We start from the raw sequence: 23,081 nt of genomic DNA, 5'->3' as shown, positions 1-23,081 counted from the left end.
TCGTTTTATGTATGATAAATGTTACACTTCTATCTTAATATGACAGAATTCAAAAAGAAACAACGAATGAGAGCTCGTTTGCATAGAAAAAAGCGCCCGACTAGATCGCCGAACGCTTTGTAAGCTCAACTTACAAGCCTCATATTTTGTTCATATCGTCTGAATAGCCTTGTGAAAACCGGATAAAGCAATCCGATTACTACTACATTCGATACCATATGGTTGAAATCAAAAGGTAGACCCGCCAAATAATATGGCCAGAACGCCTGACCAGCAGCGCGGTAAGTGACCGCCATGATCAGGCCATATAGCATTCCACTGCATACACCATAAACCATTAATGCCCAAACCGGCGCTGAATTCCAAACCCTTCCAACAATTCCCGCTCCAAATCCGATTACAGCCCAGGACAGTGATTGCCATAAAGTCCAGATTCCCATACCTAGCAAGATATTTGATAAGGCAGCCGTCATAATTCCAATAAGAATGCCACTAAGCGGTCCGAGCCAGAACCCACTAAGAATGATGATTCCTGTGGAGGGCAGAATACTCGGCACATTTCCGAAAATCACACGTCCAATCACGGATAGAGCAGTCAGCATCGCTATCAGGGTCAGTCTATAGACATTCATTGTCATCATTCCCAGGATTGATAGTCAAAAACGATTTCGTCTCCTTGTTCTATCTCATACTCAGCGGCTCCTACCATAGCTTCCTCACCATTGATCGTATAGATCCATGCCATCTTTTCCTCTTCGTTCATGGAAATACCTTCTAGACCATTGATGAATCCTCCACTTTCCTCAACTTCAAAGTTCGATTTCATAACTTCCATAAGGGTAGTGCCAGCTTCCACGGTGACTTCTTCCTCAGCCATTTTTTCCTCTCCGTTTTGTTTAGAAAGGATGACTGTTGCAGACACCTCTTCCACAGCTTCTGTTTGTTCTCCCTCAGCTTGACTGGAACTTGTATCTGTCCCACAACCTGCAAGAACAGCTAACGCCAATCCGAATGCAAGCATAAAAGAATACCATTTTCTCATGTTCTTCACCTTCTCCTTCTCTTTTTTTCAAGGCTTTGAACACGTAAGACAACGATCATTAGTCACAAAAAAAGCCTGCCCTTTGTAACAGGGCAAGCTTAAGACAAACCAGATAGGTGTTCTCTGACATATACCGATCGGTTGTCTCAAACGCTCAATCCCCGAAGCTTTGAAACATCGAATTCGGCAGGTCTACTGACTTGTGCTTTTTCCTACTAAGGATCCTTCCCGTGAATAATTTCACAGTGGAGCTTCCTATTCGTGAACACTTACAGTTGCGAGGACAGTTCCGGCATTTCACCGGATTCCCTTTCAAGCCCATTGGGCACCTGAATTCTACTATTTAATTCTTTTATAGCTTATCGCAACTGAACAAAAACAGCAACCTTAATTTTCAATAGATTCTAAATTCTTAGGGATTCGGAATGTGAACGTTGTCCCTTCTTCCCACTTACTTCGGACACTGATCGTACCACGATGGGCTTCAATTATATTTTTTGCGATCGCTAGTCCTAGCCCAGTTCCTTTCTTCTGTTCATTCCGTTTTCTTGATTTATCCGCTTTATAGAAGCGCTCAAACACAAATGGCAGGTCCTCTTCTTGAATCCCCTGACCAGAATCGTGTACCGAAGCAATCCACTCATCCTTGTTATCGACAACCTCTACTCTCACGACCCCTTGTTCTCGAGTATGTCGAATCGCATTATCAATCAAGTTAGTGAAAACTTGTTCAATACGATCCCCGTCAAACACCAATGACTCTATATCAGAGTCTAGGTCCAAGGAAAGGTTTACCTGTTGGTCCATTGCAAGGCCCTGGAATTTACGGATGATTTTGTTCATATATGCTGTCATATCCACTCTTCCGGTATTCAATGAAATCTGCCCAGCTTCCATGCGGGCAAGATCCAGCAATTCGTTGACCAACCTTCCAATTCTAAGAGATTCGTCGTGGATTATTTGCGCAAGTTCATTCTTTTCTTCTTTACTTGCAGCAATATCATCTACAATAGCTTCACTATACCCCTGAAGCATTGAAATTGGCGTGCGCAATTCGTGTGATACATTAGCAATGAAGTCTTTACGCAATTTATCCAATCTACGCTCTTCGGTCATGTCACGCAGGACGGCCACAGCTCCTCTGACCTTACGCTGGTCATATAACGGAGTCATAATGATGACCCAAGAGCGTCCTTGAAGGATCTCTTCTGTCATGGTCTCCTCTTCTGTTTCAATCACATTCGCAAACATCTTCTGTAATGGTTCAGGAAGAGATGTGCGATCTGCATCATTTGTAGAAGTCCCATAGGTTTCAAAATCATATGCGTCTAAATATTGTTGAGAAGGAGGGTTAGAAATAAGCATCTCCCCTTCACGGTTAACGGTGATAACACCATCTGCCATTGACCTTAAGATACTTGAGAGTTGTTCTTTCTCATGGTTCAGAGCATTGATGTGAAACTTCAGCTGTCGTCCCATACGGTTGAAAGCCATCGCAAGCTCACCTATCTCGTCATGGGTCCGAATAGGCACTTTACGTTGGAATTCACCTCTAGCGAGTTCTAGTGCGCTCTCACGCATTTGAATCAATGGGGAGGTGATTCTCGTGGAAAGGAAAAACGCAAATATCGTCGTCAGAATAATGGCGATTCCTGCACCAAGGAAGATAATCTTCGTTGTCTGCTCGGTTGTTTCCTTTACCGTGTCCAATGATTCGTAAACAAAGACAGCCCCTTCTCCATCTACCATAGGGGTACCGACTACCATTAGTCCGGTATCAGAATGATTAGGGTCTGCGACCATCTTCACATCTTCCCCGTCTGATAAGACAGCGGATAACTGCTCATCGTTTGAGAACCACTCATATTCTAAATGAGGGAGATCTTTCAATTGACTCTCAGAAATGACTACATCATCTGGACTGAAAACGATGACAGCACGGCTCTCCGGATCTTTGACGAGAGCTGTCGTCTCTAACATAAGATCTCGGTCCTCGTATCGCTCGACAACTTCAGAAATTTTATCGGCAGTTTGCAACATCTGCCGTTCTGCTTCTAATACATGGTAGTTTTGGAAGAATTCAAGAAGTAAAATGGTCAAAAGCACCAAGACTGCAGAAACAAGCAGTAAAATGGTGAACCATAACTTCCCTACAACACTGCGCCAAAACATTAGTCGCCACTGACCTCAAATTTGTAGCCAATTCCCCATACGGTGACAATCATACTTGCTGCTTCTCCAGATACCTTGCTTAATTTTTCCCGCAGTCGCTTCACATGCGTATCAACCGTACGCAGATCACCGAAGAATTCATACTGCCACACTTCTTTCAGCAACTGTTCACGGTCAAACACTTTATCAGGCGCTTGTGCCATAAAGAACAACAATTCGTATTCCTTTGGCGTTAAAGCTACTTCTTTCCCATCAGCCGTCACTCGATGGGCATCATTATCAATTGTCATATGTGGAAAAACAAGAACATTTCTAGCAGATGTATCCGTCTCTAGAAATCTTGTTGAGGAAGCCCTTCTCAGTAAAGCTTTCACTCGTAATACTACTTCTCTAGGACTGAATGGTTTGACAATGTAGTCATCTGTCCCTACTTCAAATCCTTGAACACGGTTAGCTTCTTCCCCTTTAGCGGTCAGCATAATGACAGGAGTTGCTTTCTTCTCACGCAGATGCTTACAAACTTCAATCCCATCTTTACCTGGAAGCATCAAGTCAAGAAGGATAACATCATAATCATTTTGTAAAGCCTTCGACAATGCTTCTTCACCGTCTTCAGCCTCTTCTACCACGTAATCCTCCCGTTCCAAATACATCCGAATCAACCTACGAATACGCTCTTCATCATCAACTACTAACACTCTTGCTTCTTGTTCCACTTAGCATCCTCCTTGTATAAAAAAAGGACAGGGGCTGTACCTCACCCCCTGCCCTTTTCTGCTTCTAATGTGTTTTAATCATACATCAAGCATATGAGTGCAAACCAGAAATAACAAGGTTTACAACAATCAAATTGAACATGATGATCCCGAATCCACCAACAGCTAACCAAGCAGATTTCGTTCCTTGCCACCCTCGTGACAAACGTAAGTGCAGATAAGCAGCATAGAAGAAAAACGTGATCAATGCCCATACTTCCTTAGGGTCCCAACCCCAGAAGCGATCCCAAGCCTGTTGTGCCCAAATCATAGCAAAGATTAAAGCACCGAGCGTAAAGACCGGAAATCCGATTGCAACGGAGCGGTAGGCCACTTCGTCGACAAGTTCTGGATTAACCCTTTTCAACAATGGTTGTATCGATGCAGCAATTCGTTTTCTAAGAATTAGTCTTAGCAATCCATAAAGAATCAATCCGCCAAAGAGAGACCATAGGAATGTGTTCAACTTCATGGCAGCATTCTGACCATGCATCCATTCAGGTGCATAGAACCATGGGCTCATCGCATTTTCACTTACCAATTCCCCTTCATAAGGTCCGACAATCGCAGGGAGTTCATAAGTAATTTCCGTATCTTGACCATTCACAGTCGCTTGAAACGTAGCTTCGTAATTTAGCGCACTGAAGGTTGAAGAAAGGATGATAAAGGATACGGTAGCCACCAACACATATAGGACGAATTCCAGCCAAGAAGTATGTTTAGAGCTTTTCGACTGATCGATTTGGCGTATCAGGAATATTAATCCTGCAACAAAGCTAACAGATAAAATTCCTTGTCCTAAAGAGGCAGTGGTCACATGAATATATAGCCAATGTGACTGTAAAGACGGTACAAGCGGCGACAACTCTGTCGGGAACATGCTTGCAAATGCAATCAATAGAACAGCAATCGGCAAGGCGAACAAGCCAAGCAAATCCAGCCGATAGATGAAGTATAAAATGATGAAAGCAAAAACGAGCATCATTCCGAAGAACGTTGTATATTCAAATAGATTACTTACCGGGGCATGTCCACTTGCTCCCCATCGTGTGAAGAAATAGCCCACTTGGGACAGGAACCCGATGATGGTAATGATAATCCCTATATTACCAGCTACACGGCTTCTTCCTTTTTTCTTATCTCGAATTGTTCCTCCAAAGAAGAACGTCGCAATGAGATACATAACAAATGCAGCATAGAGTAAGTTACTGCTGATCGAAAGCAAATCTCCCATGTTCCTCCTCCTTACTATTGTGAAAGCGCATTACGATTTCATTTCATGTTGATCGACGGGCTCTTCTATGTGAGTTCCCTCAATCGATTTCCCAATCTCTCTACGAAGTGCAAACCAGTTTTTATTTGTGTGTCCTGCAATCCAAACTCCATTGCTTTTAGGCTGCAGCCAAATACGTCGGTGGTTCCAATACATGCCCTGAATGACACCAATCATAAAGATTGCACCGCCTAGTGCAATAATCGGTAATGTATAATCCTTCTTAACCGTAAGGCCTGTAACATCGCGGACATCAAAGCTTACAAGACCAAGTTTATATTGATTGTCACCGCTTGCATCGATGTTCGCACCAATCCCTAAGAAGCTCGTCTCTGGTTGTGCATCACCTGGAGGATAGAGACTGAATACGAATGCCGGGTTTTTTGGGAACTTCGATACGGAAGTCGGCTCCCCGTCATTCAACTCATACTCAGGAAAGTAATTCTCAACCTCTACGCGGTACCCATTATCCAATTCGTACTCCGTTTCAGGATCCGTCAAATCGACGGTGAATTCTCCATAGTTCGTGTCTTCGTTATCTTTATCATGTATCTTAAAGGTCATCTCTTTAAATTCATTCAATTGATAACTTGCTTGATAAAGAGCAAACTGACCAAATTTGATCGGCTGGTTCATCTTAGCCGAGTCTTCTTTCACTTTCTCAAGCTCAGGTTCAGCACCTGGAATAGGTTCTCCAACTCTCTTATAAATGACAGCGTCTGTTTGGAAGTTTTTAGGTATAGGTCCGCCCTGTTTTTGAATCGCTTCCTTAAAGCGCTCGTCATTTTCATCGTACGTTTCTAAGATGAAGTCTTTGTTTTCAATATAGTATTGCCCGTCTGTACCTGATACCACAGCGGTTTCTCCTTCTCGGACCCAAACGAATTCATCAATATAGAAGGCAGGGACGAACCTTAGGAGAGCACCGATCAAGAATACGATCAAGCCGATATGATTCACATACGGTCCCCATCTTGCAAAACGGTTCTTCTCGGCAAGAATGTGCCCGTCCTGCTCAAAGATTTTAAACCTTTGATTCTTTAGATTTTGTTTGAAGCGAGTTATATCCACTTCTGAACTTTCCGTCGTACCAAAAACGCGTTGTTTTTTCATAAATGCTTCGTGCCGTTTCGGTTTCTGCTTTTTCAGCACTTTATAAAGCGGGAAAAAGCGGTCGATACTAGCTATAACAATAGAAATACCGATCATGGCAATCAGGATCATATACCACCATGAACTATACAAATTATGAAAGCCCAACTGATAGTAGATTTGACCGAGAATACCAAATTGATCACGGTAATGTGTGGCTGGATCCACGGTACTAGGTATGTACATCTCTTGAGGGAATATAGTACCGATCCCTGAAGCGATGACAGTAATGACTATCAGCCAAACACCCACTTTTACAGAAGAGAAAAAGTTCCATATCTTATCTACCACTGTGCGATTGTACGTCTGTGACCTCCTAGCAGTCCCATCATAACGCATATTGAGTAGCTGCTGTTCATCGTTCCCGTCAATGTGCTGATTCCCCTCGACAGGCTTCCCACAAGACTGACAAAGGACTGTTCCTTCCGGGTTGATGTGACCACACTCACATTTAATTTCATTCATACTAAAACCTCGCAATTATTGAATAGACTTACTCAGGCGTAATTTGTTGGAGGTATCCTTCTAATTTGCTAAGCGTTAATGCTCCTTGGACCTGTTCAACAATTTCCCCCTCAGGATTAATGAAGATTGAGGTTGGGATAGGACCTATATTATAGAGATCCATAACTTGCCCTTGTTTATCCCGAAGTACCGGGAATGTAATCTCATACTCCTTCAAGAATTTCTCTACAACGATGTCGGTTGCATCGAGATTAACAGCAAGTATTTCAACGCCCTGTTCCTTGTACTTCGAATAGAGTTCATTCATATAAGGCATTTCGTCCTTGCAAGGCTCACAATACGTTGCCCAGAAATTCAACATGACACCCTTCCCTTCTAAACCTTTCAAGGTAACGGTTTCATCATTCTTGAATTTATTCAATTGAAAATTCGGAGCATCTTCTCCTTTGGCGATGACCGCATCATCGCCTTTCAAACTGGAGAAAACCGCAAAGACGACAAGTCCTGCCATTACAACTAACATTGCAGTCCTAAAAACTAAGCGCTTTCGTTTCTTTTTAAAGGTAGATTCTTTCATGTGTGTCACTCCCACCTCATTGTACCATTATTTAACGGTGTTAAATTTGAACGTTATTCAACATTTTTCTCTGCGAGTTGACGAAGTTGCTTCACTTCATGTGGCTTAAGAGACCGATAATCTCCTGCATTCATACCGTGCAAATCAATCATCCCGTACCGTTCCCGCTTCAGTTTATCGACAGGAAACCCGAGTGCATCAAACATGCGGCGCACTTGTCTATTTTTTCCTTCGTGCAATATGACCTGAACGATTGCTGTATTCTTCTGCCTGTCTGTTGACATGACCTTTGCATGGACAGCCTTCAAATACTCGCCCTCATGAGAGATGCCTTTCTTCAACTTCTTGATATGGTCAGATGAAGGAATTCCTTTCGTCTTCACAATATATACCTTGTCCACTTCATGACTAGGATGCATAAGCTGGTTTGCAAAGTCCCCATCGTTAGTCAGGAGCAGGACTCCGGATGTGTCATAATCCAACCGGCCGATAGGAAAAATCCTCTCCTTCACTTCCGGTAAGTAATCAGTCACGACTTTTCTTCCTTTGTCGTCTTTAACACTTGAAATGACACCTCTTGGTTTATATAAGAGGTAATAGACTGGCTCTTCTTTATCTATCGGTACCCCATTAACTTCGACATCGTCATTTTGACTCACTTTCGTGCCTAGTTCGGTTACTACTTTCCCATTCACTTTTACCTTACCATCTACAATCAACTGCTCTGCTTTTCTTCTTGAAGCTACACCAGCATGGGCGATCACTTTCTGAAGTCGTTCCATGTTTGCCACAGGACCGTCACCAACCTTTTATTTCTTTATATTATCTCATACAGAAACCACGCTGTGTACCACACAACGCGGTCAAGATTCCCTTACATTATACACATTAGCACAAAAAAAGAGAACAAGTGCTACTTGTCTAGTTCTACTCTTCTTCCACCATGTCCGTTTTTAAGACTTTTAATCATAAAAAAACATCCTATCATGTAAATAGGATGAAAACAACAACGATTGCCGCTATTATACCAACTAAGTCAGCAAGTAGTCCAACTTTTAATGCATCTCCCATTCTCTTAATCCCAACCGCTCCAAAGTACACGGTGATAATGTAAAGTGTTGTGTCTGTGCTGCCCTGCATGGTGGAAGCGAGTTGTCCAATGATAGAGTCTGGCCCAAATGTCCGGATCAATTCCGTTGTCATACTCAGTGCAGCTGTTCCTGAAATTGGTCGGACGATGGCAAGAGGCAGTATTTCTTCAGGAACACCAAACACACTCATCATTGGCTCAAACACTTTTAAGATTGCATCCATAGCACCTGACGCCTGGAATATAGCAATAGAGACCATCATTCCAAGTAAAAAAGGTAGAAGTGAAACAGCAATCTGAATCCCTTCTTTACTACCTTCTACAAACACCTCATATGCCGGCACTCTTTTGACAGTGGCAACAGTCAGTACAATGAATATAACCCCTGGTATTAACCAAATACTGATCATCGATTCATCACCCTCATCCGCCTATAATAAAAAAAACGGTCTATGAGAAGAGCTGCAGTCGTTGAAATAACTGTTGCAATAATCGTAGCACTGACGATGCTAGTCGGATCGACAGAGCCATATTTCATACGAATGGCAATGACGGTGGTTGGTATAAGGGTCAGTGAGGAGGTGTTAATGGCTAAGAATGTGATCATGGAGCGGCTTGCCTCCTCTGTACCGGAGAGACGCTTCATTTCTTTCATTGCTTTTAGTCCCATTGGTGTTGCAGCATTTCCTAATCCGAACATATTTGCTGTCATATTAGATAATATATATCCAAGTGCAGGATCATCTTTTGGAATTTCAGGGAATATCCGCTGAACAACAGGACGGAACATAGCAGAAAGCCCCCGTAAGAGCCCCGCTTCTTCAGCTATTTTCATTAACCCTAACCAGAAGACAAGGACTCCTGCAAGACTAAGGGTGATCATCACTGCTTCATCTAATGTTGAAAAGATCGCTTGGTTCACTTCCTTCATCGTGCCGTTGAACGCCGCATAAACGATACCGATTCCAGCAAGTAAGACCCAGATTAAATTTACCATACAGCGACTCCTGACAGCTGTTTAATGAAAGTGAGACACTCTTTCACAAATGATTGAGGAGGTCGTTCATCCCAAATAGATGTTTCTATCAGTGGACTGTCTCCTATAGAATAACGAGCCACTCCAGCCAGGTTGTCGTTTTGTTCGGTCGAATATTTGTAAAAGTGAGCCTGCAAGTCTTCTTTCTCAGAAAGCGATAGCGGTACATAAACATCCCTTGGAATATAATAGGTTTCTCCATTTGCTTTGATAGCCCCTTGCTTTTGTAATTGAACAGACTCGAAATGATCAAATCCCCATTCATACATCCGTTGATGGTCATTCCAATCATCTGGGGCATTCAAAGTAACTGCAATTAATTCCATTCCATCTCTCTCTGCACTGCTCACAAGGGTACGCCCCGCTTTTTTTGTAAAACCGGTCTTTCCACCATTAGTAGGTTCGTAATATTTAGTGAGGAGCTTGTTTTTATTCATCCATGCATAATCTCTGTTTTCCGAGCGGTATTTGTCACTGCCAGTCACTTCTCTGAATGTATCATTCTTCATACTGTAAGCCATCAAAAGCCCAAGGTCATATGCACTCGAATAATGAGTTTCTCCATCAAGTCCATGTGGGTTCTCAAAGTGGCTGGCATTCATGCCGAGCCATTCCGCTTTCTCATTCATCATATGGGTGAAGCCTTCCACACTTCCTCCGACATGCTCTGCAATGGCGACAGCGGAATCGTTCCCTGACCTCAACATCAAGCCGAATACCAAATCTTTTAGAGGGATCTTTTCACCTTCCGTCAAATAGATCGACGAACCTTCTGTCCTCACAGCACGGCCGCTGACCTTCACTTCCTCGTCAAGCTTCCCTGATTCAATGGCTATAATAGCAGTCATGATTTTCGTTGTACTCGCAATGAGGGAAGAGTCATAGGCATCCTTCTCATAAAGCACTCTGCCGGATTCACTATCCATTAGCACAGCATGCTCTGCAGACACCCCTAGGTTAGGGTTTGCTTGTCCCTTCAACGGAAAGAAAAGGAATGTGATCAATGAAATAATTAAGCTTATCATAAAAACTATTCGCAAGAGGTGTTCCTCCCTATTCTCGTCTTTTATTCCACTTTATGCTTGAAGAGACAAGCATATGAAAGAAGAATCGAGAACAGCCTTCAAAGATTCAACAGAGATCCGAATAGATTGAATGCAGTATAAAAATAAGCTCTGATCAAATATGATCAGAGCTCATCTGTGCCGTCTTCATCTTCCAATTCGGTAAACTTCTCAAAAAATAAGTCTGCTTCACCCTCCACGTCTTGCTGCTCAATGAATTCAGCAAGAGGCGGGAGGTCTTCGATTGAAGTCAATCCAAAATATATTAGGAAATCCTTAGTCGTACCGTAGAGGATTGGCCTGCCAATGGCATCCTTCCTCCCTTTTTCTTCGATTAAACCGCGATTCACAAGCGTTCGTGCTGCATGGTCACTCTTGACTCCACGAATATCATCGATTTCGATTCTAGTTATCGGCTGTTGATATGCGATGATAGCAAGCGTTTCAAGCGAAGCTTGTGATAAACGAGTAGAACCTTGTGTTTCTAGAAGCTGCCTGTAATAAGAGGCATGCTCGGGCTTGGTTGTTAAATGTAATGTTCCGTTATCATTCATCATGGTAATGCCTCTGTGCTCTTGTTGATACTCTTCGATCATTTCTTGGACAATTTCTTCGACTTCTTTTTGATGGATTTCAAGCAAATCCCCAAGCTTCTTTATCGTCATTCCTTCTTCACCAGAAACGAAAAGTAATCCTTCAATGATCGCTCTATGTTTTATTCCATTCATGGTTGTTCCCCCATTGTCTCTTCTGCTGGATAAACGACCAATTCATCAAAGTGATCCTGTTGAACACATATGATACTTCTTGTCTTCATTAATTCCAATAAAGCGATAAACGTGACGACCACATGTGGTCTTGTTCGTTTCTCAAATAGTTGTGTGAAGGAAGTCCCTTCTCTTCTTAACTCCACACGTTGCAGAATTTCGTCCATTCTGACTTGAATTGGTATTTCATCTCGTTGGATTCTAGATTCTTGTTTTGTCTCATGCTTCGTTCTTTCTAATAGGCGGCTCATTGCCTGAATCATATCATAGACCGAAGCTTCCCCTTGTCTGATTTCTGGTTGTTCTTCCTCTCGGGGCTCCATCTCCATAACCGGCCTTGTATAGATTCGGTTCGCTTCCACTTCTTTCTCTTTGAGCTCTTGAGCAGCCTGTTTGTATTTCCGGTATTCGATTAACTTTTTCATTAGATCTTCACGCGGATCTTCTTCCAATTCTTCTTCCTCGGCATCATCCATGGATGGATTAGGTAGAAGCATTTGGCTCTTCAAAGCAAGCAGCGTAGCGGCCATTACTAAATATTCACTTGCTAGGTCAAGCTCGAGCTCTTGCATTGTATGGATGAATTCCATATATTGATCCGTAATTTGTGCTACGGGAATATCATAAATGTCAATTTCATATCGATGAATCAAATGAAGTAACAAGTCCAGCGGACCTTCAAAACCATCGACTTTAACTTGATAGCTTTTTGTCATAACCATCGTCCTTTATATCTTATACCACCATCCATCGTATCAGAAAAACCGGTGGTCGTTAATCTTTATTTAAATTTGCTTGAACTAAACTGCATCCTCTACAATTGTATCAGTAACGAACGGAGGGATTTAGTATGTATCCTCGTGCCTATATCGACTTTCTCACACACTTTCAAGGTACTAGAGATTATTTTGAATGCCATGAAGTACTTGAAGAATATTGGAAAGAAACCAATCCAGGAGATCGCTCTTCTGTATGGGTTTTTCTTATCCAGCTTTCCGTTAGTCTTTATCATCACAGGCGGGGAAACTTCAAAGGGGCTCATAAACTTATCAAGCGCTGTTCCGTTACGTTTCCAAAACATAAAGCGTCACTAGTTCAACTAGGACTTGATGTGAAGAAAATGGAGCGCTTAATAACCAAGCTTGAAAAGAGAGTTCTTGATGTAGAACCTTACAAAAGTCTGCTTCTACCAATATGTAATGAGTCGTTAAAACAAATCGTCTTACAAAGGTGCCAAGAGTGGAATGTGACATATGGTGATCCAAGTTCTATGACGGAGGCTCTCGTTGAGAAACACCGTCTCAGACATCATTGATCTTCATACAAAAGGAGGTGCCCGAAGACACCTCCTTTTTCATTAAACTTGTGAAGAAGGGCGTTCCGACTCGCATTTTTCAATGAAAGTTTCGGTTGCCTCTACTGCACAAACGTCATATTCTTTGAAAAGTTCCGAGACTCTCTGGACCATCTGCTGCCCGATTCCCATATTTCGATGGGAAGGGTTCACAGATACGTGTTGGACGATTACCTCACTGCTGTCGATACGAACGCCGACAGCACCTAAAATGTCCTCATCTTTCCAAAGAAAGAGCTGCCACTGTTCATTTTCATCATACTCTTTGATGATTTCCTGAAGCATCTTCACATCAGAAACTTCAGGCATGAAAGAAAGAAGTCCCATGGCAATCTTTTCAAATGATTTCTTATATCGAATTAACATAATAACCCCTCAATTATTGAAAGAAAAGGCAATGTAAGCCTTCTCATCTTTCTTCGTTGTGTCTATCCATCATACTTTCTGATTACTTCAGAAGAATCCCGAACACTACATACACACCCCAAGAAAGGCTTAGGATCAGCAGTATTGCAAAGAGCATCCAATTTTTCATTTTCATACTTCAATCCCCCAGGCTTTAGATACCTGACATATAGAATAGCCGATGACCAAGCTTTTATCAACCCATTAGGAAAAAAAGGACTGAAGGAAGCGGTACCCATCGGATTCTCGACCTTTGATACGGAATGGAATACTATTTACAACTGCTAAGTAAGCATTGAACCAAACGAACAGGCTGAGATGGTAGGATACATGATCATTTAGCACCATAAATCCTACCCAAGATATTGCACCATTCAATAGGGGACCTCCGACACTAATCCATGCTTTCTCTTTCTTTGTGAATTGTATGCTTCGTTCATTCAAAGAGTGAGCACCGTGGAAAAAGATCGTATGGATATGTATCTTAACCCGGCGAAAAGAAAGCGAAAATAGTCTTTTGCCTGAACCAATCGATATTTGGGACTGTTCTGCCCGTAACCCTAAAGCAGGTAAGACATGTCCACATTCATGCAAGAAAAGACTGAGGGGCGCTGTTAACAAAATCAAAACAAGAACATAAACAAGCATTAAAACTTAAGCTTGGTCTTCTACTCTCACTCTTTGCATAACATCGCCTACGCGTACACGATCGACAGTGTCGACTCCTTCGATCACTTTGCCAAATACAGTATGGCGACCATCCAAGTGAGGCTGTGCAGAATGACAAACGAAGAACTGGCTGCCACCTGTGTCTTTACCAGCGTGAGCCATAGATAGTGAGCCGCGCTCGTGCTTATGAGGGTTGCCATCTGTTTCGCACTTAATTGTGTACCCAGGACCACCTGCACCTGTTCCGTCCGGGCACCCTCCTTGGATGACAAAATCAGGAATGACACGGTGGAACGTCAAACCATCATAAAACTCTGTATTGGCAAGTTTTTCGAAGTTAGCTACCGTATTAGGAGCAGCTTCCTCATATAGCTCAATTACCATTTTTTCTCCATTTTCAAATTCAATTGTTCCTTTTTTCATCATTTATTGCTCCTCTCATTGTTCGTAGGAAAGATCAAGTCGCGTCAGTTCTTGATACGCTTCTCTTCTTACGACTAGTTGGTGCTTCCCTTCTTCCACGAACACCACTGCCGGTTTTTGGAACCGGTTATAATGATTGGCCATTGCATAGCCATATGCCCCTGTAGAATACACAGCAAGCAGATCACCATGTTCGATTTTCGGAAGCTCCATATCCCATATTAGCATATCTCCAGACTCACAGCACTTACCTGCTATCGAATATGTCCTTTCTTTCTGATCGTTCATCTTTTCTGGAAGCACAGCTTCATACTCAGCGCCGTACAAAGCAGGACGAATATTGTCTGTCATTCCCCCATCAACGGATACGTAAGTTCTCACACCAGGAATATCTTTAATAGAACCGACTGTGTAAAGCGTTGTCCCAGCCTCCCCGACAATCGAACGACCGGGTTCGATCCATATCTCTGGTAGGGGATAGTTTTCAGAAGAACTCAGACGCTTGATTTCGTCCATTAGAGAGTTTGCATACTCACTTAGTTCTAGCGGCGTATCTTGACTTTTGTACTGAATGCCAAACCCGCCACCAAGGTTCAATACACGTGCAGTATAATCAAATTTTGCACGCCACTCGACTAGCGTTGCAAACAATTTTTGTGAAGCCATTTCGAATCCTACCGTTTCGAAAATTTGCGAACCTATATGGCAATGTAATCCAAGAACTTGGAAACAAGGCTGATCGTTCATCTTCAAGAATGCTTCTTCCGCTTGACCATTTGAAAGATCGAATCCGAATTTAGAATCCTCTTGACCAGTCAAAATATAATCGTGAGTATGCGCCTCGATGCCTGGAGTGACACGCATTAACACGTTCACCGATTTGTTCTGCTCTTCTAAAATAGTAGTCAGAAGATCTATTTCATAAAAATTGTCCACAACTATGCATCCAATATCATTTTCTACTGCCATTTCAAGTTCTCTAATACTTTTATTATTACCATGCATGTGAATTTTTTCTACAGGAAAGCCTGCTGCAAGAGCTGTATGTAACTCCCCTTCTGATACAACATCCAAGCTCATTCCCTCTTGGTCTGCCACTTGGATCATAGCTATGGAAGAGAATGCTTTACTGGCATAGGCGACTTGTGCTTGAACGCCTAAATCCTCGAATGCTTTTACAAAGGCACGGGCGTTCTCCCTGATCTGCCCTACGTCATATACAAATAAAGGTGTGCCGTATTCTTCAGCAAGCTGTTTGGCAGGCACACCTCCTATTAGAAGCTGGCCCTCTTCGTTTACCACTTTGTTTCTCATACCGCATTCCCACCCTTTTTATAGTCGTCGCTGTAAAAAAGAAAATGTCCCCTCAGATCGGAAGGAACATTTCATTTGTTTTAATTTATCACAATGCTAAAGTGTGGGCAATATGATTATTTCTGCCGCTGGTCGTTTTGTGGATTCGTAATGCTCGGTCGTTCTTTCAACATAGGCATAGACATTCGGAACACAATTTGTGACGCTGCATTTGCATTAAAAGGTAAAAACGGCCATAGATACGGGGTATCCAGAGACTTGATTCTTGCAAGCAGCAGGATATAGGCTAAAACCCCGATCATGAAACCTTTGACGCCAAACAGCGCTACGAAGATTACAAGTACCACCCTGGACATTTTATTCGCGACAGACAGTTCATAACTCGGTGTCGAATAAGAGCCAATCGCACTGACCGCAACATAAAGAATGACCTCCGGTACAAACATGCCGACGTCTATGGCTATTTGCCCGATCAGCACTGCAGCGATCAATCCCATTGCAGTTGATAAAGGGGTCGGCGTGTGAATCGCCGCAATTCGCAGCATTTCCAACCCAAGATCCGCTAACAGTATTTGGATGATGACCGGAAGCGTCGTTTCCTCATTCGGTCCAATAAAAGATAAATATTCAGGTAGTAAGTCGGGCTGCATAACGAATAACATCCATAATGGTAAGAGAAATACGGAAGAGAAAATTCCGAAGTACCTCACCCAACGGACAAATGTACCGACAAGAGGTGACTGACGATACTCCTCTGCATGTTGTACATGGTGAAAGTAAGTGGTCGGAGTAATGATCATACTCGGCGACGTATCAACCATCACGATGACATGACCTTCAAACAAATGAGATGCCGCGACGTCTGGCCGCTCCGTGTACCGCACAAGCGGAAAAGGAGTCAGTCCTTGATGGACAATGTACTCTTCTAACGTTTTATCAGCCATGGACAATCCATCTATATCGATATTCTGAATTTCTTTTTTCAATTTATCGACAAGACCAGGGTCTGCTACATCCTGAATATAAGAAATACATATGTCGGTCTTAGATCTTTCCCCTACTTGCATGATCTCGTTACGAAGTCTCTCATCACGGATACGTCTTCTCGTCAGTGCCGTATTCTCGATGATATTCTCGGTATAGCCGTCCCTTGATCCGCGAATAACCTTCTCCGTATCAGGTTCTTCAGGTGTTCTTCCCGGATAAGAGCGGACATCCACAATCAATGCTTCCGCTTCTCCATCGATGAAGATGACGATCAGACCGGAGAGCAACTGAGTGATACACTTCTCTATCGAATCAACTGCTTCCACTTGTTGGTGTGGGATATCATTTTCGATCCGTTGGAAAACTGTTTTTTCATTTTCCTCTCCATGATCTATCTCAAATAACTGCCTGAGTAACTCTACGATGATCGGCGTCTCGCAAAGACCTGTAACATAATAGAGATTCACTTCCTGGTTGAGTATGTTCAGTTTTCGGAACCCCATATCAAATGATTGGTCCACACCGATTCTTTGATTAAGAATTTCACGATTTTGTTCTAATTTCATAACGATTGGTGTATTCTTCTTCTCTGGCATCGATTCATCACTCCTTCAACATCCGGTCATCCTTTCGGTTTGAAAATAACTGCAACAATAAATCCGAACAGTATGGCAGAAGCGATACCTGCAGATGTTAGTTCAAATATCCCAACCGCAACACCGATAAAGCCATGTTCATCCGCTTGTTCCATTGCTCCGTGGAGTAAAGAATGCCCGAAACTGGTAATTGGAACGGTAGCTCCTGCTCCAGCAAACTCAATTAATTTGTCATACAGATCAAATGCATCCAACACTGCTCCTGCTACAACGAAGGAACTCATAACATGTGCCGGAGTCAGCTTCGCTACATCTAATAGAAGTTGACCAATGATGCAAATGCCTCCACCTACCACAAATGCCCAGACAAAGTTCATCATTGTCCCTCCTTCATCAGAACGACTCCATGCGCAATACCAGGAATCGTTTCTTTTTGTTGGAGCATCGTTGGACTCATGAGGGCTCCGGTTGCAACGACTAAAATTTTCTTCAGGTTCCCTTGTTTTAATTCATCTATTAATTTCGAGTAAGTGACAACAGCTGAACAAGCACAGCCACTCCCTCCGCTGAAGACGGGCTGATCACTGTGATAAACCATAAGTCCACAATCGTTGTGTACTTCTGACACATCGAACCCGTCTTGCTTTAACATATCCCTGACTATAGGAGTACCAATTGCTGATAGATCACCTGTCGCTATCAAATCATAATCACTTGGAACCCGGCCAGTATCTTCTAAATGGGTCTTGATCGTACTCCAGGCAGCAGGTGCCATCGCGGAACCGAGGTCAAATGGATCTTTCAATTTATAGTCCAATACTTTTCCGATAGTAGCCGACTCAATCCGAATATCTGATGGATTCTTAGATATAAGTGCAGATCCGCTGCCAGTAACCGTAAATGTCGCTGTCTTCGGTTTCTGTCCTCCATATTCGGTTGGATAACGGAACTGGCGTTCTGCCGTTGCGTTGTGAGAGCTGACAGCTACCAGAGCCCGGTCCGCATAGCCGCTTGATACTAGAGCTGCTCCAGTAGCTAAGGTCTCCATGCTGGTAGAGCAAGCCCCGAACATCCCTAGCAAAGGAATACCCAACTGCCTGGCAACATAGTTTCCAGTCACGTTCTGATTCAATAAGTCTCCAGCTAAAAATAAGTCAATGGTCGACTCGTCTACCCCCGCCTTCTGTAAACATTGGTGTACCGCATCCATCATTAGCGCACGCTCTGCAAGCTCCCAATTATCTTCCCCGCAATGCAATTTGTCGTAAATACGATCGAAGTAATCCTTTAGTGGTCCTTCTCCCTCAAGAGGTCCCACCGCTGTTCCAGTCGCTTGAATGTAAACAGGATTATCGAATGACCACGTTTGTTTTCCTAATCTCGCCATATGCTAATCCTCCTAAATGATCAATGACCATACATATCGAATAATTCCAAGAACATAAGCTGCCACCACCCCGAAGACGATAACAGAACCTGCCAGTTTGAAGAGGTTCGTCGCAACCCCAAGTACGTATCCCTCACTCTTATACTCTAGTGCTGAGGATGTTACTGAGTTCGCAAACCCTGTCACAGGGACGGCAGATCCAGCACCAGCAAACTGACCTAATTTATCGTACACTCCAAAACCCGTTGCTAAGGACGAAAGTAAGATCAACGTTGCAACAGTTGGGTTACCCGCTTCCTCGTCACTGAAATTGAACCAATGAACATACATTTCTGAGAGCAGTTCACCTAATGTACAAATCAAACCGCCAACTATAAATGCTTTTACACAGTTCATAAAATAAGGAGGTTTCGGCTGATAGGTTTTGCTCATTTTTTCAAAATTGGTTTCGTTCATTTTTTCTTTAGACATTTCACTAACCTCCTGTCATCTGACAAATATAATCCATTGAAAGAGGGAACCAAAAATCTTCCCCAAGACTAGCGCCATAAGGAGTGGTATCAAAAATCCTTCCACACCAATCCTTTTAAATAACAAAGGAAAGACGTTCAATACTTCAGCAAGTGCAGCCGCCAACATTCCGATGAAAATCCCATGAAGAAGTCCCCAAATCGCCACTCCTACGACGGATATGGAAATGGACGTATCCCCAAAGGACAGGTAAATTCCGGCAAAAACCCCTAAGATGATAGCGAGTTCGTAATATCGAACCTTTGATTCAGATCCACTTAGCTGCATCAGCCTCGGGACAATTCCTGCCACAGTTAAAACCGCTACAAAGCCTGTCCCGACTGCTATTCCGGATGCTATTCCAATAAGACTCTCAACGATCCACATGTTTATTGCCTTCTTTATTCTCATGGATCGCTACATAATGATCCAAATCTTCCTGATATTTGAATATTTCCACTTCCATGGGACTTGGTTCTTCGTTCAATCGTTTTTGGAACCAGTGATTAAAGAACAGTACCATTCCCAAGCCAAGACCAATGGAATAGGGGATTTGGATCCATAGAGGATGATCCGTCTCCTTACCAGTCAGCATAAAGTGAAGTTTTTGCTGAACCTCAAGCATACTCACATCGTAGTGAAAGTTCATGATCGCCATTGCTGCTCCTACGAACAACAGCAACCATATACCCGCTATAAGCAGAATGGAAGGACGTTTTCGTTCCTTCTCTACGTGAACAACACATTGATTCGGCCCTAACAACTCTACATCTAGATTTGGGTACTTCTGAATTATTTGATCAATGATGGAAACACCATCAATCACAACGATGTTCTGATCTTCTGGACTGATTTGATAAATTTCCATAGAGTGAAAATTAGGCAAATACCGTTTTGGCCCAGCAATTCTGGATATTTGACCGAGAGTAATCGTCGCTAGTGGCCTGACGTACACCGACTGCTTCAAGCGAATATACACAGGAGTTGCCATTCTATTGCCCTCCTCTGCAAGTTTTTCATGCACTTATTATGTGTGTAGTAAGAGAAAATATGAGAAAAAACAAAAACTGAGCTTTTTAAAAAAGCTCAGCTTTGAATCTTCTGTGAGTTTATTTTATGTAGTTGATTCTGAGGACAGAAAAAAACCGAGCTCTTAAGAGAGCCCAGTTTCAAGTCGAATCATTCATCGTTTGCTTCATGTCAGCTAGAATCTTCTTCTCTAATCGGGAAACCTGTACTTGCGAGATCCCAAGTCTTTCCGCGACTTCTGTTTGGGTTTGGTCTTTGTAATACCTTAAATAAATGATTAACCTCTCGCGCTTATCAAGCTTCTCCATTACATCTCTGAGTGTGAGATGATCGAACCATCCGTCATCCTTTTCTGCTATCTGATCACCCAATGTAATAGGGTCACCTTCATTCTCATACACCGTCTCGTAAATGGATTGCGGTGGTCGCCCAACTTCCTCCGCCTGGACGACTTCTTCCGTCGTTAATTCAAGTGCTTCTGCAAGCTCGTTTACTGTAGGTGACCTTCCGAGCTTTTTCAACAGTTCTTCTTTCTTTCCACGGATTTTGTGATTCAACTCTTTCAAGCTCCGGCTTACCTTGACACTGCCATCATCACGTATGAAGCGCTGAATCTCTCCGATGATCATCGGTACAGCATATGTGGAAAAACGAACGTCATAGCTTAAATCAAACTTATCAATCGACTTAAGTAATCCAATACAGCCGATTTGGTACAAGTCGTCTTGGTCATAGCCGCGCCTTAAGTATCTCTGTACAACGGACCAAACTAACCTCGTGTTGTTCTCTACAAGGAAATCACGAGCACCTTGATCTCCCGCCTGACTTTTTCGGATCAACTCTTTGACATCTTGGTCACTGAGACGTTCTTTCGTTGTATCACTCATAGGTGGCCCCTCAATTACAGAGAGCCCTGGTGGAAGTAAGCTGTTTCTTCATATGAACCGTAGTACCTTCCCCAGGCTCTGATGTAATTTCAACATGGTCCATGAAATTTTCCATGATGGTAAAGCCCATACCAGAGCGTTCCCACTCTGGCTTAGAAGTGTATAGAGGCTCTCGGGCCATATCTACATTGTCGATGCCTCGTCCTTCATCCTGGATGGTGATCTCAATCTCTTCGCCATTGATTGCACAAGATAACCGGACCTTTTGATCAGGGTTATCTTCGTACCCGTGAATGATAGCATTCGTAACCGCTTCTGACACAACGGTTTTAATATCTGTCAACTCTTCCATCGTTGGATTTATTTGACTTATGAAAGAAGCAACAGCGACACGGGCCAAAGACTCATTCTCACTTATACTTAAGAATTCAATCGTCATCTCATTTCTCATGAGGCCACCCCCAGCATCTCAAGAGCAAACGTCTCATTGTCCACAAGTTTGACGATTTTGAACATTCCGGACAGATCGAATAACCGACGTACTTCTGGAGAAATGGAGCAGATCACCATTTCACTGCCTGAGGCCTGAACTTCTTTATATCTTCCCAACATGACACCAAGCCCTGAACTATCCATAAAGGTGAGTTTTTCTAAGTTAACAATTACATGTCCGACATTGTTGTTCGCAAGCTCTTGTTGCCAAGCTTCGCGAAGACGGCTCGCCTCATGATGGTCTAGTTCTCCTTCTAATCGAACAAGCAACACATTTTCTTTCACAATAAAATCTGCGTGAAGACTCATTGTATTCCTCCTCCATCTAAATAAGAGTCATATAAGTCTTTCGCATTTTATTGATGCAATTCCTTCTTAAAAACAATACTAGTGGAAAAAGCCTAAAACCTTTGGAAGCTCGTCAAATTTCTCCAAGATCGCTCCCATAGTTTTGCGAAACTTGCTCTTTTCACTTTCTCTGAAGTCTCAAGGCGTACTTTTGCAACTTCCTGTCCATCACGTGTCACTTTAACCCAGCCCATATGCTTTCCTTTTTCAATCGGCAGATCTGCTGTGTTCCTTACTTCTACACTCGTTTCATACTCGCCCTTTTTCTCATTCTTCTTCTTCAGGACTACTACATCTTTCTCGGGAGACAAAGCAACGTTAAGTGGTTCTCCTCTAGTCGAACGGAGTGTCGCAAGTTGGTCGTCCTTCGAATGCAACTTCACTCCTTCATATTGGCTGAAACCATAATCTAAAAGACTTGTGACATCTGCATTTCTCTCCTTAGGAGTCTCTGCCCCCATCACAACGGCTATCATATGCAAATCTTCTCGCTTAGCAGATGCTGTAAGACAGTACATGGCTTCTCTAGTAAAGCCTGTTTTCAATCCATCCATTCCGGGGTACGTTTTGATCAATTTGTTTGTATTAACGAGCCAAAATTCATTTTCTTGGCCTTTTCTCAAATAGTCGTCATAAATGGTAGTGAATTTGGTAACTTCGTCATGAAGCAGCAACTCTCTTGCCATAACTGCCATATCATGAGCGGTACTATAATGACCGTCAGCCGGTAGACCCGTCGGATTTTCAAAGTGTGTATGCTTCAGACCAAGCTCTTTCACTTTCTTATTCATCATTTCCACAAAGGCTTTCTCTGTTCCTGCAATTCGTTCTGCCATCGCAACACTTGCGTCATTTCCAGAAGCAACAGCAATACCCTTCAATAAGTCTTCCACTGACATCTCTTCTCCTGCTTCTAAGAATATCTGTGATCCTCCCATAGAAGCGGCATGTTCACTGATCCTAATCATTTCATCCATCTTGATGGACTCTTTCTCTAATTCTTCCATAATCAACAATAATGTCATGATCTTAGTCATGCTGGCAGGTGGAAGCTCGACACTTGCATCTTTTTCGTATAGTGTCATCCCGCTATTCTTCTCCAACAAGATCGCTGATTTGGAAGACTCGACGAGATCCCCTTTTTCCTGTCCAAGCACTGAAATAGGGAAAACGCTTATTAGCAAACTGACCATAATGAGCACACGAATGCATTTTTGCATTGATAATACCTCCAATTAACTGTAAGTGCACCTATTTTTCCCATCAGCTGAACAATTATGCAAAAAA

General features: G+C 42.8%; 28 protein-coding genes and 1 riboswitch. Of the genes, 1 reads left to right on the top strand and 27 read right to left on the bottom strand.

The genetic code is table 11. The annotated features are described in order from the left end of the window. Nucleotides 1-125 precede the first annotated feature (125 nt). From E4663_RS05710 to E4663_RS05650, 13 genes are all read right to left on the bottom strand, one after another. Entirely contained in the window at nucleotides 126-641 is a 516-nt protein-coding gene (locus tag E4663_RS05710) for an ECF transporter S component (RefSeq protein ID WP_241657116.1), read from the bottom strand. Beyond that, the gene (locus tag E4663_RS05705; protein WP_079479914.1) at nucleotides 638-1,042 is read right to left on the bottom strand and encodes a DUF4430 domain-containing protein; all 405 of its coding nucleotides are present in this window, start codon (nucleotides 1,040-1,042) and stop codon (nucleotides 638-640) included. Before E4663_RS05705 ends, E4663_RS05710 begins: the two co-directional genes overlap by 4 nt. 169 nt (nucleotides 1,043-1,211) lie before the next feature. Continuing rightward, nucleotides 1,212-1,390, bottom strand: a riboswitch (cobalamin riboswitch). Nucleotides 1,391-1,429: 39 nt separating this feature from the next. Continuing rightward, a complete protein-coding gene (locus tag E4663_RS05700) occupies nucleotides 1,430-3,214 on the bottom strand; it encodes an ATP-binding protein (RefSeq protein ID WP_135326923.1) in 1,785 nt (594 codons plus the stop codon). Next, on the bottom strand, nucleotides 3,214-3,930 hold the full coding sequence (locus tag E4663_RS05695) for a response regulator transcription factor (protein ID WP_079479912.1): 717 nt from the start codon (nucleotides 3,928-3,930) through the stop codon (nucleotides 3,214-3,216). Before E4663_RS05695 ends, E4663_RS05700 begins: the two co-directional genes overlap by 1 nt. Before the next feature lie 85 nt (nucleotides 3,931-4,015). Next, a complete protein-coding gene (ccsB, locus tag E4663_RS05690) occupies nucleotides 4,016-5,203 on the bottom strand; it encodes a c-type cytochrome biogenesis protein CcsB (RefSeq protein WP_079479911.1) in 1,188 nt (395 codons plus the stop codon). A gap of 30 nt (nucleotides 5,204-5,233) precedes the next feature. Further along, nucleotides 5,234-6,859, bottom strand: coding sequence for a cytochrome c biogenesis protein ResB (gene resB / locus E4663_RS05685; RefSeq protein WP_079479910.1), 1,626 nt, complete (start codon nucleotides 6,857-6,859; stop codon nucleotides 5,234-5,236). A 28-nt stretch (nucleotides 6,860-6,887) separates the two neighbouring features. Continuing rightward, on the bottom strand, nucleotides 6,888-7,436 hold the full coding sequence (gene resA, locus E4663_RS05680) for a thiol-disulfide oxidoreductase ResA (protein WP_079479909.1): 549 nt from the start codon (nucleotides 7,434-7,436) through the stop codon (nucleotides 6,888-6,890). A 53-nt stretch (nucleotides 7,437-7,489) separates the two neighbouring features. Beyond that, entirely contained in the window at nucleotides 7,490-8,218 is a 729-nt protein-coding gene (locus E4663_RS05675) for a pseudouridine synthase (protein WP_135326922.1), read from the bottom strand. A gap of 202 nt (nucleotides 8,219-8,420) precedes the next feature. Beyond that, complete coding sequence (locus tag E4663_RS05670; protein WP_079479908.1) at nucleotides 8,421-8,936, bottom strand: spore maturation protein; 516 nt, start codon at nucleotides 8,934-8,936, stop codon at nucleotides 8,421-8,423. Beyond that, nucleotides 8,933-9,523, bottom strand: coding sequence for a nucleoside recognition domain-containing protein (locus E4663_RS05665; protein WP_079479907.1), 591 nt, complete (start codon nucleotides 9,521-9,523; stop codon nucleotides 8,933-8,935). Before E4663_RS05665 ends, E4663_RS05670 begins: the two co-directional genes overlap by 4 nt. Further along, nucleotides 9,517-10,587 (bottom strand): D-alanyl-D-alanine carboxypeptidase family protein, encoded by a 1,071-nt coding sequence (locus E4663_RS05660; protein ID WP_135326921.1) that lies wholly within the window; start codon nucleotides 10,585-10,587, stop codon nucleotides 9,517-9,519. The genes E4663_RS05665 and E4663_RS05660 overlap by 7 nt, the downstream gene beginning before the upstream one ends. A 164-nt stretch (nucleotides 10,588-10,751) precedes the next feature. Then, nucleotides 10,752-11,354, bottom strand: a complete 603-nt coding sequence (gene scpB, locus E4663_RS05655; protein WP_135326920.1) for an SMC-Scp complex subunit ScpB — start codon at nucleotides 11,352-11,354, stop codon at nucleotides 10,752-10,754. Continuing rightward, the gene (locus tag E4663_RS05650; RefSeq protein ID WP_135326919.1) at nucleotides 11,351-12,109 is read right to left on the bottom strand and encodes a segregation/condensation protein A; all 759 of its coding nucleotides are present in this window, start codon (nucleotides 12,107-12,109) and stop codon (nucleotides 11,351-11,353) included. The genes scpB and E4663_RS05650 overlap by 4 nt, the downstream gene beginning before the upstream one ends. Nucleotides 12,110-12,243: 134 nt before the next feature. Between E4663_RS05650 and E4663_RS05645 the strand changes: the two genes are divergently transcribed. Beyond that, nucleotides 12,244-12,708 carry a DUF309 domain-containing protein gene (locus tag E4663_RS05645; RefSeq protein WP_135326918.1) on the top strand — a complete coding sequence of 155 codons (465 nt, stop codon included), beginning with the start codon at nucleotides 12,244-12,246 and terminating at the stop codon, nucleotides 12,706-12,708. 42 nt (nucleotides 12,709-12,750) lie between these two features. Here the strand turns inward: E4663_RS05645 and E4663_RS05640 are convergent, their stop codons facing one another. The 14 genes from E4663_RS05640 to E4663_RS05580 form a co-directional block, all read right to left on the bottom strand. Continuing rightward, complete coding sequence (locus E4663_RS05640) at nucleotides 12,751-13,113, bottom strand: GNAT family N-acetyltransferase (protein ID WP_079479900.1); 363 nt, start codon at nucleotides 13,111-13,113, stop codon at nucleotides 12,751-12,753. A 243-nt stretch (nucleotides 13,114-13,356) separates the two neighbouring features. Beyond that, nucleotides 13,357-13,800 (bottom strand): site-2 protease family protein, encoded by a 444-nt coding sequence (locus E4663_RS20230; protein ID WP_079479899.1) that lies wholly within the window; start codon nucleotides 13,798-13,800, stop codon nucleotides 13,357-13,359. Between the two features lie 6 nt (nucleotides 13,801-13,806). Then, the gene (locus E4663_RS05635) at nucleotides 13,807-14,244 is read right to left on the bottom strand and encodes a peptidylprolyl isomerase (protein ID WP_079479898.1); all 438 of its coding nucleotides are present in this window, start codon (nucleotides 14,242-14,244) and stop codon (nucleotides 13,807-13,809) included. A 15-nt stretch (nucleotides 14,245-14,259) separates the two neighbouring features. Then, a complete protein-coding gene (gene lysA / locus E4663_RS05630) occupies nucleotides 14,260-15,558 on the bottom strand; it encodes a diaminopimelate decarboxylase (RefSeq protein ID WP_135326917.1) in 1,299 nt (432 codons plus the stop codon). 116 nt (nucleotides 15,559-15,674) lie between these two features. Continuing rightward, nucleotides 15,675-17,141 (bottom strand): spore germination protein, encoded by a 1,467-nt coding sequence (locus tag E4663_RS05625; protein WP_079479896.1) that lies wholly within the window; start codon nucleotides 17,139-17,141, stop codon nucleotides 15,675-15,677. A gap of 26 nt (nucleotides 17,142-17,167) precedes the next feature. Further along, nucleotides 17,168-17,518: a stage V sporulation protein AE gene (spoVAE, locus tag E4663_RS05620; protein WP_079479895.1), complete on the bottom strand. Its 351-nt coding sequence runs from the start codon at nucleotides 17,516-17,518 to the stop codon at nucleotides 17,168-17,170. Further along, complete coding sequence (gene spoVAD, locus E4663_RS05615) at nucleotides 17,518-18,528, bottom strand: stage V sporulation protein AD (protein ID WP_135326916.1); 1,011 nt, start codon at nucleotides 18,526-18,528, stop codon at nucleotides 17,518-17,520. The genes spoVAE and spoVAD overlap by 1 nt, the downstream gene beginning before the upstream one ends. Before the next feature lie 12 nt (nucleotides 18,529-18,540). Further along, entirely contained in the window at nucleotides 18,541-18,999 is a 459-nt protein-coding gene (gene spoVAC / locus E4663_RS05610) for a stage V sporulation protein AC (RefSeq protein ID WP_079479893.1), read from the bottom strand. A gap of 15 nt (nucleotides 19,000-19,014) precedes the next feature. Further along, the gene (locus tag E4663_RS05605; protein ID WP_079479892.1) at nucleotides 19,015-19,425 is read right to left on the bottom strand and encodes a stage V sporulation protein AB; all 411 of its coding nucleotides are present in this window, start codon (nucleotides 19,423-19,425) and stop codon (nucleotides 19,015-19,017) included. Beyond that, nucleotides 19,412-20,029 (bottom strand): stage V sporulation protein AA, encoded by a 618-nt coding sequence (locus tag E4663_RS05600; protein ID WP_079479891.1) that lies wholly within the window; start codon nucleotides 20,027-20,029, stop codon nucleotides 19,412-19,414. Before E4663_RS05600 ends, E4663_RS05605 begins: the two co-directional genes overlap by 14 nt. A gap of 178 nt (nucleotides 20,030-20,207) precedes the next feature. Next, entirely contained in the window at nucleotides 20,208-20,954 is a 747-nt protein-coding gene (gene sigF / locus E4663_RS05595; protein WP_079479890.1) for an RNA polymerase sporulation sigma factor SigF, read from the bottom strand. Nucleotides 20,955-20,964: 10 nt separating this feature from the next. After that, nucleotides 20,965-21,405 carry an anti-sigma F factor gene (gene spoIIAB / locus E4663_RS05590; protein ID WP_079479889.1) on the bottom strand — a complete coding sequence of 147 codons (441 nt, stop codon included), beginning with the start codon at nucleotides 21,403-21,405 and terminating at the stop codon, nucleotides 20,965-20,967. Further along, complete coding sequence (gene spoIIAA, locus E4663_RS05585; RefSeq protein WP_079479888.1) at nucleotides 21,402-21,755, bottom strand: anti-sigma F factor antagonist; 354 nt, start codon at nucleotides 21,753-21,755, stop codon at nucleotides 21,402-21,404. Before spoIIAA ends, spoIIAB begins: the two co-directional genes overlap by 4 nt. Nucleotides 21,756-21,847: 92 nt before the next feature. Then, nucleotides 21,848-23,014, bottom strand: a complete 1,167-nt coding sequence (locus E4663_RS05580) for a D-alanyl-D-alanine carboxypeptidase family protein (protein WP_079479887.1) — start codon at nucleotides 23,012-23,014, stop codon at nucleotides 21,848-21,850. Nucleotides 23,015-23,081 lie beyond the last annotated feature (67 nt).

Source organism: Halobacillus salinus (assembly GCF_004684905.1).
Classification (GTDB): domain Bacteria; phylum Bacillota; class Bacilli; order Bacillales; family Halobacillaceae; genus Halobacillus; species Halobacillus salinus.
This window is presented reverse-complemented; position numbering and strand designations above follow the sequence as displayed.

Bases quoted from the DNA above. Each gene is read 5' to 3' on its own strand.
- E4663_RS05710 (WP_241657116.1), bottom strand. From the start codon at position 641: ATGATGACAATGAATGTCTATAGACTGACCCTGATAGCGATGCTGACT.
- E4663_RS05705 (WP_079479914.1), bottom strand. From the start codon at position 1,042: ATGAGAAAATGGTATTCTTTTATGCTTGCATTCGGATTGGCGTTAGCT.
- E4663_RS05700 (WP_135326923.1), bottom strand. From the start codon at position 3,214: ATGTTTTGGCGCAGTGTTGTAGGGAAGTTATGGTTCACCATTTTACTG.
- ccsB (WP_079479911.1), bottom strand. From the start codon at position 5,203: ATGGGAGATTTGCTTTCGATCAGCAGTAACTTACTCTATGCTGCATTT.
- resB (WP_079479910.1), bottom strand. From the start codon at position 6,859: ATGAATGAAATTAAATGTGAGTGTGGTCACATCAACCCGGAAGGAACA.
- resA (WP_079479909.1), bottom strand. From the start codon at position 7,436: ATGAAAGAATCTACCTTTAAAAAGAAACGAAAGCGCTTAGTTTTTAGG.
- E4663_RS05675 (WP_135326922.1), bottom strand. From the start codon at position 8,218: ATGGAACGACTTCAGAAAGTGATCGCCCATGCTGGTGTAGCTTCAAGA.
- E4663_RS05670 (WP_079479908.1), bottom strand. From the start codon at position 8,936: ATGATCAGTATTTGGTTAATACCAGGGGTTATATTCATTGTACTGACT.
- E4663_RS05665 (WP_079479907.1), bottom strand. From the start codon at position 9,523: ATGGTAAATTTAATCTGGGTCTTACTTGCTGGAATCGGTATCGTTTAT.
- E4663_RS05660 (WP_135326921.1), bottom strand. From the start codon at position 10,587: ATGATAAGCTTAATTATTTCATTGATCACATTCCTTTTCTTTCCGTTG.
- scpB (WP_135326920.1), bottom strand. From the start codon at position 11,354: ATGAATGGAATAAAACATAGAGCGATCATTGAAGGATTACTTTTCGTT.
- E4663_RS05650 (WP_135326919.1), bottom strand. From the start codon at position 12,109: ATGACAAAAAGCTATCAAGTTAAAGTCGATGGTTTTGAAGGTCCGCTG.
- E4663_RS05645 (WP_135326918.1), top strand. From the start codon at position 12,244: ATGTATCCTCGTGCCTATATCGACTTTCTCACACACTTTCAAGGTACT.
- E4663_RS05640 (WP_079479900.1), bottom strand. From the start codon at position 13,113: ATGTTAATTCGATATAAGAAATCATTTGAAAAGATTGCCATGGGACTT.
- E4663_RS20230 (WP_079479899.1), bottom strand. From the start codon at position 13,800: ATGCTTGTTTATGTTCTTGTTTTGATTTTGTTAACAGCGCCCCTCAGT.
- E4663_RS05635 (WP_079479898.1), bottom strand. From the start codon at position 14,244: ATGAAAAAAGGAACAATTGAATTTGAAAATGGAGAAAAAATGGTAATT.
- lysA (WP_135326917.1), bottom strand. From the start codon at position 15,558: ATGAGAAACAAAGTGGTAAACGAAGAGGGCCAGCTTCTAATAGGAGGT.
- E4663_RS05625 (WP_079479896.1), bottom strand. From the start codon at position 17,141: ATGCCAGAGAAGAAGAATACACCAATCGTTATGAAATTAGAACAAAAT.
- spoVAE (WP_079479895.1), bottom strand. From the start codon at position 17,518: ATGAACTTTGTCTGGGCATTTGTGGTAGGTGGAGGCATTTGCATCATT.
- spoVAD (WP_135326916.1), bottom strand. From the start codon at position 18,528: ATGGCGAGATTAGGAAAACAAACGTGGTCATTCGATAATCCTGTTTAC.
- spoVAC (WP_079479893.1), bottom strand. From the start codon at position 18,999: ATGTCTAAAGAAAAAATGAACGAAACCAATTTTGAAAAAATGAGCAAA.
- E4663_RS05605 (WP_079479892.1), bottom strand. From the start codon at position 19,425: ATGTGGATCGTTGAGAGTCTTATTGGAATAGCATCCGGAATAGCAGTC.
- E4663_RS05600 (WP_079479891.1), bottom strand. From the start codon at position 20,029: ATGGCAACTCCTGTGTATATTCGCTTGAAGCAGTCGGTGTACGTCAGG.
- sigF (WP_079479890.1), bottom strand. From the start codon at position 20,954: ATGAGTGATACAACGAAAGAACGTCTCAGTGACCAAGATGTCAAAGAG.
- spoIIAB (WP_079479889.1), bottom strand. From the start codon at position 21,405: ATGAGAAATGAGATGACGATTGAATTCTTAAGTATAAGTGAGAATGAG.
- spoIIAA (WP_079479888.1), bottom strand. From the start codon at position 21,755: ATGAGTCTTCACGCAGATTTTATTGTGAAAGAAAATGTGTTGCTTGTT.
- E4663_RS05580 (WP_079479887.1), bottom strand. From the start codon at position 23,014: ATGCAAAAATGCATTCGTGTGCTCATTATGGTCAGTTTGCTAATAAGC.